The sequence below is a fragment of the Gilliamella sp. Choc6-1 genome (genome assembly GCF_001690385.1).
GTDB classification, from domain to species: Bacteria; Pseudomonadota; Gammaproteobacteria; order Enterobacterales; family Orbaceae; genus Gilliamella; species Gilliamella apicola_A.
Genome location: NZ_LZHI01000068.1, coordinates 56,439 through 70,919, shown reverse-complemented (window position 1 = coordinate 70,919; position 14,481 = coordinate 56,439). Strand labels below are relative to the sequence as shown.

Sequence of the window (14,481 nt, the reverse complement as noted above, 5' to 3'; positions counted from 1 at the left end):
ATGTCTAAAGAAAAATTTGAACGTACAAAACCCCACGTTAACGTTGGTACAATCGGCCACGTTGACCATGGTAAAACAACTTTAACAGCTGCAATTACTTCTGTTCTTGCTAAAAAATATGGCGGACAAGCACGTGCATTCGATCAGATCGATAACGCACCAGAAGAAAAAGCACGTGGTATCACCATCAATACTTCACACGTTGAATACGACACACCAACTCGTCACTACGCACACGTAGACTGCCCAGGCCATGCTGACTATGTTAAAAACATGATCACAGGTGCAGCTCAAATGGATGGTGCTATTTTAGTAGTAGCAGCAACTGATGGTCCTATGCCACAAACTCGTGAACATATTCTTTTAGGTCGTCAAGTAGGTGTTCCTTACATTATCGTATTCTTAAACAAATGTGATATGGTTGACGATGAAGAACTATTAGAATTAGTTGAAATGGAAGTACGTGAGCTTCTATCTCAATATGATTTCCCAGGTGATGATACACCAGTGATTCGTGGTTCAGCGCTAAAAGCGTTAGAAGGCGATGCTGCATGGGAAGACAAAATTGTTGAATTAGCAGAAGCATTAGATAGTTACATTCCAGAACCAAAACGTGATGTTGACAAACCATTCTTATTACCAATTGAAGACGTATTCTCAATTTCAGGTCGTGGTACAGTGGTAACAGGTCGTGTAGAAAGTGGTGTAATCAAAGTCAACGAAGAAGTTGAAATTGTTGGTATCAAACCAACGACAAAAACGACTTGTACTGGTGTTGAAATGTTCCGTAAATTACTAGACGAAGGTCGTGCAGGTGAAAACGTAGGTATTTTATTACGTGGAACAAAACGTGAAGAGATCGAACGTGGTCAAGTATTAGCAAAACCAGGTTCAATTACACCGCATACTGATTTTGAATCAGAAGTATATATTTTAAGTAAAGATGAAGGTGGTCGTCATACTCCATTCTTCAAAGGTTACCGTCCACAGTTTTATTTCCGTACAACTGACGTAACTGGTACTATTGAATTACCAGAAGGCGTAGAAATGGTAATGCCAGGTGATAATATTAAAATGACAGTATCATTAATTCACCCAATTGCGATGGCAGAAGGTTTACGTTTTGCTATTCGTGAAGGTGGCCGTACTGTTGGTGCTGGTGTTGTAGCTAAGGTTATTAAATAAGTAGGAAATTTAATAGTTAATAGAAAGGGTATCTTACGATGCCCTTTCTTATCTATCTGTTTAGCAAAATGCTTTTATGAAAAGAGCATTTTGGAAAATGGATATTATTATAAATAACATACTCATAGGTTTTATATGATGGTAAGTAATGAGAGTCAAGCTACAAATACGATTCTAGATAAATTCAAATGGGGTTTAGTTCTAGTATTGATTGCTTTTATTGTCTGGGGAAATTTTTATTTTGCTGGATACAATAATATATATAACCCGAATACGTCCATTCGTATTATTGCAGTTGCAGTGATTTCACTTTTAACTTTATTTATTGCTCTTACCACAAGTAAGGGTAAGATATTTCTTGTGTTTTTACAAGAATCGAGAAAAGAATTAAGAAAAGTAGTATGGCCTACTCGTAAAGAAGCAACACAGACAACTTTACTAATTATAGCCGTTACTGTTATTGTTGGCTTAGCCCTGTGGGGGATAGATAATTTATTCCGTTGGATCGTCTTTTATTTAACATCAATAGGACGTTAATATGAGTGAAACACAACAAAAACGATGGTATGTTATTCAAGCATATTCAGGCTACGAAGCGCGTGTCGCACAATCATTACGTGAATATATTAAATTACATAACATGGAAGATGCTTTCGGTGAAGTATTAGTACCAACCGAAGAAGTTGTTGAAATGAAAGGTGGACAACGACGTAAGAGTGAGCGTAAATTTTTTCCTGGTTATGTGTTAGTTCAAATGATGATGAATGATGCAACTTGGCATTTAGTAAAAAGTGTGCCAAGAACCATGGGCTTTATTGGTGGTACTTCCGATAGACCAGCTCCAATTAGTCAGCGTGAGGTTGATGCAATTATGAACCGTCTACAGCAAGTCGGTGATAAGCCGCGCCCTAAAACGCTATTTGAGCCAGGTGAACTTGTTCGAGTCAATGATGGTCCATTTGCCGACTTTAATGGCGTAGTGGAAGAGGTTGATTATGAAAAGAATCGCTTAAAGGTTTCGGTATCAATTTTTGGCCGTTCAACCCCTGTTGAGCTTGATTTTAGCCAAGTTGAAAAAAGCTAATCTTTTAATATAGATTTTTAATAATTTAGTAGTATGTTTTAGAAAACCACAGGATTTTATCTTGTGGTTTTTTATATTGATGTTTCATGTAATAACTATTTGTGTAAATAATTTAATACTAAAAGAATCTTATAATTGTTTTATACTAAAATGTAGTGTTACCGGAAACTTTTTAATAAAATTAATTGTTATTGATCCAAATTAAAGGCCTCTAGCTGTTGTTGCAAATCTAGCCATTGCAACTCCGTCTCTTCTAATTGATTTTTAAGTTGGCTTTGTTTTAGTAATAAAGCTGTGAGTTCTGTTTTCTTGTTCACTTCATAGATTGTAGGATCAGACAATTTTTCTTCAATAAATTTTAATAGGCTGGTTAACTTATCAAGCATCTGTTCTTCTTTTTGTAACTGTTTTTTTATTGGTTGCATTTGTGCACGTAATTCTGCTTGCTTGCGTTTTTGCTCTTTACGATCCTGAGCTGAAGTATTGTGAGAACTTTCTTTTTTGGCTGAATTGATTTCGTCATTAGATTGATTATCATTTTTTTGTGACTCAGCTAACCATTTTTGATAATCATCAAGATCGCCATCAAATGGTTCCACTTTATGATCATGGACTAAATAGAATTCATCGGTAGTCGAACGCAGCAAATGGCGATCATGCGAAACTACCACTAAAGCACCATCAAAATCAATCAATGCCTCAGTTAGAGCCTGTCGCATATCTAAGTCTAAATGGTTGGTTGGTTCGTCTAATAAAAGAAGATTCGGTTTTTGCCATACAATTAAAGCTAAAACAAGGCGTGCTTTTTCACCACCCGAGAAATTTTTAACAGGATCGGTAACTTTATCACCTTGAAAATCAAATCCACCCAAATAATTACGCAGTTCTTGCTCTGTATTTTTCGGTTCAGCAAGTTGCGTTAAATGCCAAAGTGGTGATTCATCAGGGCGTAGATATTCTAATTGATGTTGAGCAAAATAGCCTAATTGAACACCTTTAGCAAGATTAATATGGCCTTCTTTAGGTGCAAGTTCACCAGCTAGTAATTTAATCAGTGTTGATTTACCTGCACCATTGCGTCCTAATAGACCAATACGTGAACCAGGAACTAAATTAAGCTTAATTTTTTCTAGTATAATTTTATCATCATAACCCGCTACGACTTTGTCCATCATTAACAAAGGACTTGGTAAGAATTCTGATGGTTTAAAATTAAAATGAAATGGATTATCGACATGCGCTGGTGCAATCAGTTCCATTTTTTCTAACATTTTTATACGGCTTTGCGCCTGTTTAGCTTTTGTTGCTTTGGCTCTAAAACGATCAATATAATTTTGCAAGTGTGCAACTTTTAGTTGTTGGCTTTCATAAAGAGACTGTTGTTGTGCTAGCTTTGTAGATCGTTGAATCTCAAATGAAGAGTAGTTACCGGTATATTCAAATAAGCTTTTTTGTTCAATATGGATAATTTTATTGACTAAAGGATCTAAAAAATCACGATCGTGCGAAATTAAAATTAATGTTCCTTGATAGTTGCTTAGCCATTTTTCAAGCCAAATGACAGCATCTAAATCAAGGTGATTGGTTGGTTCATCAAGCAATAATAAATCAGAACGACACATTAATGCCTGAGCCAAATTTAATCGCATCCGCCAACCACCAGAATAGGATTTAACTGGCAACATTAATTGTTCATTAGAAAAACCTAAACCATGTAATAATATTGCGGCTCGAGCATGAATTGTCCATGCATTAATGGTATCAAGCTTTTCATGAATAAGTGCAATTTGCTGACCATTATTTTGCTCATTGGCAATATTTAACTGCTTTTCTAATTGACGATATTCACGATCGCCATCAATCGCATATTCAATGGCAGGAATATCCAAGGCAGGTGTTTCTTGATTGACCCAAGCCAGTTGCCAGTAAGATGGAACACTCAATGTGCCTGCATCAGCTTGAATTTCACCTTTAATCAGTGAAAAAAGAGTTGATTTTCCACAGCCATTTTTGCCCACTAATCCAACTTTTTGTTGCGGATTAATAGTTGTTGACGCATTATCTAACAGCAGGTTAAAGCCTCGGCGGACTTGGATCGAATCAAAAACTATCATGATATTTATATCTATTGCTCAAAATAAAATAAGTTAATAAAAATTGTTTTAATCACCTACAATAGGAATGTTATAAAACAATTCATTAAAATAAAAAGCCCTTTGTTAAAAAGAAAAGGGCTTAAATTTAATTATTCAATAAGACTGACTATTTTTTAATTGCCGATAAAGCTCGGCGAACAAAAAGAGTACAGATGGCAATAAACACAAAGAGTCCCAAAAATTCGGGAAGCATGCCTAAGTTAGCAGATATTGCTAGCGGTGCATCATTCCCACTATTGGATATGCTAATAACTATCACCATTGCTAATAAAACGCCTACTAAACTTTCACCGACAATTAATCCTGATGCAATTAGTGCTGCTTTGCGATCCACTTTTTTATACTCTTTTTCTGGATCTAAATTTTGCTCTTTGGCTTTTTTGTAAGCATTGCGTTTAATTATCCATGATAATATAGTACCGATTAAAATCGGTGTATTAATGCTTGGCGGTAAATAAATACCTAAACCAACAGCTAGTGCCGGTATGCGAAAGCTAGAGTGATTTTTGGCAAGAATTGAGTCAATAACGATAATAACAGCGCCTAATGCAAGCCCTATTAAAATCATAGTCCAGTCCAATTGATGTGCAAATATGCCTTTGGCAATTGTGGTCATAAGCGTCGCTTGTGGCGCAGCCAAAACTTGGGTTGTATCCATACCAGAACGAGGTAAAGCACCAGTAAAACCATAAGCGTTATATAAAATTTCTAAAATAGGTGCAATGACTGTCGCACCAACAATACAGCCAATTAATAATGCCACTTGCTGTTTCCAGGGTGTGGCCTTGACTAAATAGCCGGTTTTTAGATCTTGTAAATTATCATTCGAAATACAAGCCACTGCCAACACAGTACTGGTAGTAAAAAGTGCGAGTGCGGTGGCAAAATTAGAGCCTTCAATAGAAGCTAGCATACCATTAGTTTCACCTAAACCTAATAATATCAATGAAATGACAACCACTGCAACAATTGCAATTCCAGATATAGGGCTAGATGATGATCCAACAAGTCCTGCCATATAGCCACAAGCAGCAGCCACTAAAAATCCCATAATAAAGGCAAATAATACAGCGCTAAAAACTAAAATCCAAGCTAAGCCTGACGATAAACCACTCTCGGCAATAAATGAATAGAAAGTTACTAGTAAAATAACGACCATACCACCCATGATTAAGAAAATAGTTTTTGGTGATAAGTCTCGTTCAGTTGGAGCTATATCGTTTACTGATACATCTGAACGCATAGTTTTAAACGAAATTTTCAACCCTTCTATCATTGGTTTAATTAACGTAATTAGTGTCCAAACTGCAGCAATAGCAATTGTACCTGCACCAATAAAACGTATATCTTTAGCCCAATATCCCATTGCAATTTTGGATAAAGGCTCAGTAGTATCATAATCACCTATTGTGCTTAAAATTGGGATACCAACCCCCCAAGCAATAATGGTACCAATTAAAATAGCGATACCAGACATAATTCCTATCAAATAACCAGAGCTCATCAAAGCTAATGAGAACCCCATAGGAAGTTGAAATATAGATTTGCCAACCGAAAACCAGCACGCAATGCTTTCAGATAACACACGAAAACCATTAGTAAATAGAGTAACAACAGAAGCAATAACACCACCAAATAAAATATCTTTTAGTCCATCGTTAGTTTCATTATTATTGGTTTTGGAACCTGCTTTTAAAATTTCAGCAGCCGCGACACCTTCAGGATAAGGTAAATCACTTTTAACAACCATGACATGGCGCAATGGAATGGAGAATAAAACTCCAAGCATTCCTCCTGCGGCACATATAGAAAAAGTTAGCCAAAATGGAAAATTTTGCCAGTAACCAATCATTAACAACCCAGGAAGCACAAAAATAATTGAAGATAATGTACCTGCTGCTGATGCTTGGGTTTGTACCATGTTATTTTCCAAAATAGTAGATCCGGAAAACATCTTCAATATCGCCATTGAAATTACTGCAGCAGGAATGGCAGATGAGAACGTTAATCCGACTTTTAAACCAAGATAAACATTCGATGCAGTAAAAATAACAGTAATAAGAGCGCCAAGAATGGTACCTCTTAACGTAAGCTCACGTAAATTATTCATATTATTTAATAACGTTAATTTAATAGAGGGATATTATATACTTAATTTGTGTTTGTCGGCTAGAAATTCCTTAATAAGGTATATTTTAGTAATTTTTATTATTATTTTAATCAAATAATTAAGAATATTATTCTAAATATATTGGGATTAATGTTTAAAATAATAACTATTTTAAAATGAAACCTTTACAATAGCATCAATGAATGATTAATTTAAGAGAAAGATTTTGAAAGCATTACAACGCTTAAAAGCGGTTATCAAACAACTCCGCGACCCAATTAATGGTTGCCAATGGGATCGAGTTCAAACTTTTGAGTCTTTAAAATCATATACATTAGAGGAAACGTACGAGATACTTGATGCAATTGATAAACAAGATATGGATGAGTTAAAAAAAGAACTTGGTGATTTGCTCTTTCATATTGTTTTTTATGCTGATTTAGCCCAAGAGCAAGGAAGTTTTGATTTTGATGAGGTTTGCTTATCAGTTTCAGATAAATTAGTTTATCGTCATCCTCATATTTTTGCTGAGAATAAGACCGAAAAAGCTAACTGGGAACAGCTTAAACAAAAAGAAAGAGACAAAAAAGCACAATACTCATTGCTTGATGATATTCCCCAAGCAATACCAGCGTTAATGCAAGCAGAAAAAATTCAAAAGCGCTGTGCCTCGGTTGGTTTTGATTGGCATGATATAAAACCTGTGCTTGATAAGGTAAAAGAGGAAATTGATGAAGTTGAGCAAGAGCTTGAACAAAACAAACAAGATCCACAAAAAATTGAGGAAGAACTTGGTGATTTATTGTTTGCGACCGTCAATTTAGCTAGGCATTTAAAGGTTAAATCAGAACTCTGTTTACAGCAAGCCAATAAAAAATTTACCCGACGATTTCAACAAGTAGAATCGATACTCAAACAAAAAAACTTATCTTTAATTGATGCAACGCTTGAACAAATGGAAGACGCGTGGCAAAGTGTTAAGCAATTAGAACAGATTAAACTCAATAGCGAAGTGAATAAAAATGACTGAACAAAAAAATGAATTATATCAAGAGATCGAAGCATGGGCACAAAATGCTATATTAAACAGCCCAACCTGGAGCATTAACCAGCTTGATTACTCAGAAAAAAGTATATCTGTTGTTGAAATGATTATTGGTGAGTTAGCTGAGAAAAACTTTAGTATCTCTGAAGAACAGCTTAATATGATAGCTCAAGAATATGGTTGCTACTTATTACTGACTGCCCAAAAATTATATGGTGGTGAATTTTATTGGAATGAAGAACTTGAACAACCGATGTTAATTAGCTGTGAACCTCAAGCAACTATTGTGTTATTAACATGGAATAAAGTAAAAGGGCGCCTTTTAGGGGATGAAGCAGATCATCTCGCATTTTTCTTAGAAGGGTTTGCAGAGGCGATCCAACATCCTGAAGAAGGTTCACAGATTGTTTATTTATAATAATATAAAATTAAGCACTATTTGTTGATAAGAAATCAATTACGATAAGTTTATAGCATTTTGAGTTTTAATGCATTTTATTGAAATAAAAGATTAAATTGGTCCAATATTGACAATCAAAGCTAGTCAAGTCGCTCCATGTTTACTCGAATTATGTTAGATGAAATTTATCATTTTTTATAGATAAAAATATTGTGAAAAAATAAACCTCATTCAATATTGAATGGAGTTTATTTTTAATTTAACCTAAATTTCTTATTATACTTCTAAGTAATCTAAAATGCCTTCAGCCGCTTTGCGACCTTCGCTAATGGCAGTGACAACTAGATCAGAGCCACGGACAGCATCGCCACCTGCAAAGATTTTTGGATTGGTGGTTTGGTAGCTGTTAGCTTCGGGTGCGATGATTTTGCCTTGTGGGTCAAATTCGACACCATGCTGAGCAAGCCAAGGCATGGCATGTGGTTTGAATCCAAAAGCCATGATTACTGCATCGGCAGGAAGAATAAATTCAGAACCTTCGATAATTACTGGCGAGCGTCGTCCTTTTGCATCTGGCTCGCCTAGTTCTGTTCGAACCATTTTTATGCCTGTTACTTGTCCACTGTTATTAATTTCTATGCTTAATGGTTGGACATTAAATTGAAATTTTGCACCTTCCTCTTTGGCATTTTTGACTTCTCGTTTTGAGCCCGGCATGTTGGCTTCGTCTCGGCGATAAGCACAAGTAACTTCAGTTGCACCTTGACGAATAGATGTTCGTATACAGTCCATTGCAGTATCACCACCACCTAATACCACAACACGTTTGTTTTTCATGTCAATGTAAGGGGTATCTTGGGTTTGCGCATGTTTCATTATGTGTTTAGTGTTGGCAATTAAAAATGGTAAGGCATCATAAACGCCGTTGGCATCTTCGTTTTGAAGACCTGCTCGCATTGATTGATAAGTTCCAGTCCCCACAAAAACAGCATCAAATTCGTTGATTAAGTCGGCTAATTGCACCGTTTTACCGACCTCAGTATTTAAACGGAACTCAATGCCCATTTCAGTAAAAATATGTCTTCGGTTGATTAATACTTCTTTATCAAGTTTAAACGCTGGGATGCCAAAGGTGAGTAGTCCACCAATTTCAGGGTGACGATCAAATACAACTGGCGTTACGCCATTGCGGACTAAGACATCCGCACAAGCAAGGCCAGCAGGACCAGCACCAATAACCGCAACTTTTAAGCCTATTTGTTCAACATTATTGAGATTTGGCTTCCAGCCCATTTTGAAGGCTTCGTCAGTAATATAGCGTTCAATATTGCCAATGGTGACAGCACCAAATTCGGCATTTAAGGTACAAGAGCCTTCACAAAGGCGATCTTGCGGGCAGACGCGACCACAAACTTCTGGCAGACTGTTAGTTTGGTGTGAAAGTTCAACCGCTTCTAATATTTTGCCTTCGTTAACCAGTTTTAACCAATTGGGAATATAGTTATGCACAGGGCATTTCCATTCACAATATGGGTTGCCGCAAGCAAGGCAACGATCAGCCTGCGCTTGTGATTGTGGAGCAGAAAATCCTTCATAAATTTCAACAAATTCAATTTTACGGATGTTTAACGATTTTTTAGGCGGATCAACACGTTGTAAATCGATAAACTGATAAACATTTTGGCTCATTTTCGTGTTCTCCTTATTGTGCCTGAATACGCAGTTCTGCTGATGAGCGACTGCGGTGCCCAAGTAGCGCTGTTACATCACTTGATTTTGGTTTAACTAATACAAATTGTTTAGAATAATCTTTCCAATTTGCCAAAATTTCTTCCGCTCGTGATGAATGGGTAAGTTGAGCATGTTCCATAATTAGACCTCGAAGGTGTTCTTCGTGAATGGCGTAATCTGCTACATTTAACATTTCAACTAGTTCTTTATTAATACGATTGTGCAGTTCGCCGTCAGTATCTAAAATATAAGCAAAACCACCTGTCATACCAGCACCAAAGTTAACTCCTGTTTTGCCTAATACGCAGACAATACCACCTGTCATATATTCACAGCCATTGTCACCAATGCCTTCAACAACACTAATTGCACCAGAATTGCGTACCGCAAATCGTTCTCCAGCACGTCCAGCTGCAAAGAGTTTTCCTCCAGTTGCACCATATAAGCAGGTATTACCTGCAATGGTTGCTTCATGGCTTAAAAATGCTGAGCCTTGCGGTGGTCGAATCACAATACGGCCACCAGCCATGCCTTTACCAACATAATCATTGGCATCGCCTGTGAGTGTTAAGTCCACTCCGCCAGCGTTCCAAACACCAAAACTTTGACCCGCAGTGCCGTTAAAGTTAAGCGAAATAGGATCAGCAACAAGACCTTGGTCACCATATTTTTTAGCAATATAACCAGATAATCTAGTACCTACAGATCGATCGGTATTTTGTATATCAAAATAGAGGCTTTGGCTTTGGCGATTATCAACAAATTGTTGTGCTTGTGTGATGATCTCTTTATTTAGCACACCTTTATCAAATGGTTTATTGTCTTCAATACAATAAACTGGTTTGCCATCAATAGGTTTTGCTGTTTCAAGCAGTCCTGATAGGTCAAGTTTTTGTTGTTTTGCCGTGATGCCATCAAGTTCTAATAACAGATCGGTGCGTCCTATCAAATCGACGATACGACTGACACCTAGCTCGGCCATAATTTCTCGCGTGTTACGCGCAATAAAGCGGAAATAGTTTATCGCTTTTTCTGGCAGGCCATGATAATGTTCGCTACGCAGTTTTTCGTCTTGGGTTGCAACACCCGTTGCACAGTTATTAAGGTGGCAAATACGCAGATATTTACAACCTAAGGCAACCATTGGTCCTGTTCCAAATCCAAAACTCTCAGCACCTAAAATAGCTGCTTTGACAATATCAGTTCCTGTTTTTAAACCACCGTCTACTTGTAAACGTATTTTGTGACGTAACCCATTGGCGACTAATGATTGCTGAGTTTCAACCAACCCTAATTCCCAAGGAGAACCAGCATATTTGACTGAAGTCAATGGGCTGGCGCCTGTTCCACCATCATAGCCTGAAATGGTAATTAAGTCGGCATAGGCTTTAGCAACTCCCGTTGCGATTGTGCCAACGCCTGGCTCTGATACTAATTTAACCGAAATCATGGCGTTAGGGTTAATTTGTTTTAGGTCAAATATTAATTGTGCTAAATCCTCAATCGAGTAAATGTCGTGATGAGGTGGTGGTGAAATAAGTGTGACACCCGGTACAGAAAAGCGCAATTTAGCAATATATGGTGTGACTTTGTCGCCAGGTAACTGACCACCTTCACCTGGTTTTGCTCCTTGTGCTACTTTGATTTGAATAACATCGGCACTCATTAAGTAACTTGGTGTTACACCAAAACGACCTGATGCAACTTGTTTTATGCGTGATACTTTTATGGTGTTGTAGCGAGCAGGATCTTCACCGCCTTCGCCTGAATTTGAAAAACCACCAAGCGTGTTCATTGCTTCGGCAAGGGATTCATGTGCTTCAGGGCTTAGCGCACCAATTGACATGGCTGCCGAGTCAAAGCGTTTGAACAGTGATTCTTCCGGTTCAACTTGATCAAGTGGAATAGCTGCGTTTTCAGGTGGATTGAGCTTTAATAAATCACGCAAGGTGGCAATAGGGCGGTTGTTGACGATATCGACATAACGTTTGTAATCTTCATAATTGCCATTATTGACCGCTTTTTGTAGTGACTGTACTACATCAGGATTATAAGCATGATATTCACCACCATGAACATATTTAAGTAACCCTCCTTGTTCTAATGGTTTTCTTTTCAGCCATGCACTTTTCGATAAGTTGAATTGGTCTTGTGCAAAATCATCAAAATTGGCACCATTAATACGGCTAGTAACTCCTTGGAAACAAAGTTCAACAACCTCTTTATTTAAACCAACTGCTTCAAATAGTTTTGAACAGCGGTAAGAGGCGACAGTTGAAATGCCCATTTTTGACATAATTTTATATAAGCCTTTGTTAATTCCATTACGATAATTAAGAATGGCTTCACGGTAAGATTTGTTTATTGTGCTATTATCGACCATTTGGCCTAAAATTTCGTAGGCTAAATAAGGATAAATTGCGGTTGCACCAAAACCAAGAAGTACCGCAAATTGATGTGGATCACGGCAGCTTGCGGTTTCGACAATGATATTAGCATCGCAACGTAAGTTTTTTTCAACTAAGCGTTGCTGAACAGCTCCAACAGCCATAGGCGCAGGAATTGGTAAGCGATCAGGCGCTATATTTTTATCTGATAAAATCAATAATACTGTGCCATTGCGAACTTTTGCTTCAGCATCACCGCATAATTGTTCAATGGCATCGCGCAGGCTACCATCGATTTCATAAGTGATATCTAAGGCTTCTGATTTGTAATAACGGGATTCTAATGCTGTTAATTGTTTAAAATCTGAATAGACCAAAACTGGGGATTTGAACGCAACACGATGCGCCTGACCTTCTGCTTCGGCAAACACATTCATTTCACGACCAATACTGGTTGAAAGTGACATAACGTGTGATTCGCGTAGTGGGTCGATAGGGGGATTTGTTACCTGAGCAAATTTTTGACGAAAATAATCATAAATTGAGCGAGGCCTTGTTGATAGTACCGCAAATGGTGTGTCATCGCCCATTGAGCCAGTGGCTTCTTGACCGTTTTCACCTAGCACTCGAATACATTGGTCTAGCTCTTCAGCACTATAACCAAATTGTTTTTGATAAGTTGCTAGCAAGATATCGTCATAATATCGAGAGCCAATGTTATCATCAGGTAGGTTTTCAAAAGGGATCAGTCTTTTAACATTTTTTCCCATCCATTCTTTATATGGGTGACGTTTTTGTAAATCGTTGTCTGTTTCAGACGATTGTAAAATGCGACCTTCTTCAGTATCGATAACTAACAATTCACCTGGACCAACGCGTCCTTTAGTGACGACTTCGTCTGGTTGATAATCCCAAATACCGATTTCGGATGCACAGGTAATGAGTTTGTCTGTCGTTATTACATAACGTGCAGGACGTAATCCGTTACGGTCTAAGTTACATGCGGCATAACGACCGTCAGACATTACAATACCGGCAGGACCATCCCAAGGTTCCATATGCATTGAGTTGAAGTCGAAAAAAGCACGCAGATCTTCGTTCATGTCAGGATTATTTTGCCATGCAGGTGGAACCAATAAGCGCATAGCTCGTACAATATCCATTCCTCCTACAAGAAATAGCTCAAGCATGTTATCTAATGAACTTGAATCAGAACCTGTGACATTAACAAAAGGTGCCGCATCTTGTAAGTCCGGAATGAGTGGCGTTTTAAATTTATAGGAACGTGCTTGTGCCCATTGTCTATTACCTTCAATAGTGTTTATTTCACCATTATGAGCTAAATGCCGAAAAGGTTGCGCTAATGGCCAACGAGGAACAGTATTGGTTGAAAAACGTTGATGAAATAAACAAATTGCTGTTTCCATTCGGATGTCAGCCAAATCTAGATAGAATCGAGGTAAATCTTTAGGCATACATAAGCCTTTATAGATATTGACCTGATTTGAGAAGCTACAAACGTAAAATGTATCGTCTTGTACCCGTTTTTCAATTCGACGGCGTACCATATATAGGCGACGTTCTAAATCAATTTTTGTCCACCCAGCGGGCGCATTGACAAATACTTGTTCAATTTTTGGTAATGAGGATAGGGCAATTTCACCAAGTACGCTTTTATCAATTGGTACTTCACGCCAACCTAGAATTGATAAGGTTTCATTGGTTAATTCTTCTTCGACAATATCACGGCTAATTTGAGCTTCTTTTTCATTTTGGCTCAAAAACAACATACCAACAGCATAATTACTTGCTAAACGCCAGCCCGCATCTTGTGCCACTAATCTAAAAAATCGATCGGGTTTTTGTAATAAAAGTCCACAGCCATCGCCAGTTTTACCGTCTGATAAAATGGCACCACGGTGTTGCATTCTGGCAAGTCCGTGAATTGCAGTACGCACCACTTTATGACTTGGTTGTCCTTCAATGTGAGCAATTAAACCAAATCCACAGTTATCTTTTTCATGATGCTGGTTATATAACATATCATTGCCTCTAATTCATCGCTTTTATAAGAAGGTATAGGCTTTAATCCCATATTAAATGTGACGTTAATTAAAAAAACTTTTTTGGTCAAATAAATATTACTTATAAGTCAATTTTCTAATAATTTATATTGGGGTTATTAATGAATCTAATAGTAGTATATATCTTTATGATTTTTTATAAGTTGAAACTACGCATTCAACAATTAGCATAAATATATTAAGTATGAATTCTTTTTCTTATTGAAAAGTTTCAGGAAAGCATTTATTTCAGTATACCAATTCTGTTCCGTCCAATGGCTATGAGTGATAATTGTATACTGTTATAATTTGTTATCTTT

General features: G+C 37.3%; 9 protein-coding genes. 5 read left to right on the top strand and 4 right to left on the bottom strand.

Features of this window, described 5'->3' with window-relative positions:
- The 3 genes from tuf to nusG all read left to right on the top strand — a co-directional run bounded on the left by tuf (position 1) and on the right by nusG (position 2,269).
- On the top strand, positions 1-1,185 hold the full coding sequence (gene tuf, locus A9G36_RS09755) for an elongation factor Tu (RefSeq protein ID WP_034946833.1): 1,185 nt from the start codon (positions 1-3) through the stop codon (positions 1,183-1,185).
- Between the two features lie 135 nt (positions 1,186-1,320).
- Positions 1,321-1,722 (top strand): preprotein translocase subunit SecE, encoded by a 402-nt coding sequence (secE, locus tag A9G36_RS09750; protein WP_065569566.1) that lies wholly within the window; start codon positions 1,321-1,323, stop codon positions 1,720-1,722.
- Between the two features lies 1 nt (position 1,723).
- Positions 1,724-2,269 (top strand): transcription termination/antitermination protein NusG, encoded by a 546-nt coding sequence (gene nusG, locus A9G36_RS09745; protein ID WP_034946827.1) that lies wholly within the window; start codon positions 1,724-1,726, stop codon positions 2,267-2,269.
- 188 nt (positions 2,270-2,457) lie between these two features.
- Here the strand turns inward: nusG and A9G36_RS09740 are convergent, their stop codons facing one another.
- Together A9G36_RS09740 and A9G36_RS09735 are read right to left on the bottom strand one after the other, a co-directional pair.
- The gene (locus A9G36_RS09740; RefSeq protein ID WP_065569565.1) at positions 2,458-4,383 is read right to left on the bottom strand and encodes an ABC transporter ATP-binding protein; all 1,926 of its coding nucleotides are present in this window, start codon (positions 4,381-4,383) and stop codon (positions 2,458-2,460) included.
- Positions 4,384-4,531: 148 nt separating this feature from the next.
- Positions 4,532-6,535 carry an OPT family oligopeptide transporter gene (locus A9G36_RS09735; protein WP_065569564.1) on the bottom strand — a complete coding sequence of 668 codons (2,004 nt, stop codon included), beginning with the start codon at positions 6,533-6,535 and terminating at the stop codon, positions 4,532-4,534.
- Between the two features lie 226 nt (positions 6,536-6,761).
- Between A9G36_RS09735 and mazG the strand changes: the two genes are divergently transcribed.
- Both mazG and A9G36_RS09725 read left to right on the top strand, forming a co-directional pair.
- A complete protein-coding gene (mazG, locus tag A9G36_RS09730) occupies positions 6,762-7,565 on the top strand; it encodes a nucleoside triphosphate pyrophosphohydrolase (RefSeq protein ID WP_065569563.1) in 804 nt (267 codons plus the stop codon).
- Positions 7,558-7,998, top strand: coding sequence for a hypothetical protein (locus A9G36_RS09725; protein WP_065569562.1), 441 nt, complete (start codon positions 7,558-7,560; stop codon positions 7,996-7,998). Before mazG ends, A9G36_RS09725 begins: the two co-directional genes overlap by 8 nt.
- A gap of 258 nt (positions 7,999-8,256) precedes the next feature.
- On the opposite strand, the gene A9G36_RS09720 is transcribed toward A9G36_RS09725, so the two are convergent.
- Both A9G36_RS09720 and gltB read right to left on the bottom strand, forming a co-directional pair.
- Positions 8,257-9,669 (bottom strand): FAD-dependent oxidoreductase, encoded by a 1,413-nt coding sequence (locus A9G36_RS09720; RefSeq protein WP_065569561.1) that lies wholly within the window; start codon positions 9,667-9,669, stop codon positions 8,257-8,259.
- A 13-nt stretch (positions 9,670-9,682) separates the two neighbouring features.
- Positions 9,683-14,140, bottom strand: a complete 4,458-nt coding sequence (gene gltB / locus A9G36_RS09715; RefSeq protein WP_065585670.1) for a glutamate synthase large subunit — start codon at positions 14,138-14,140, stop codon at positions 9,683-9,685.
- Between the last annotated feature and the right edge of the window lie 341 nt (positions 14,141-14,481).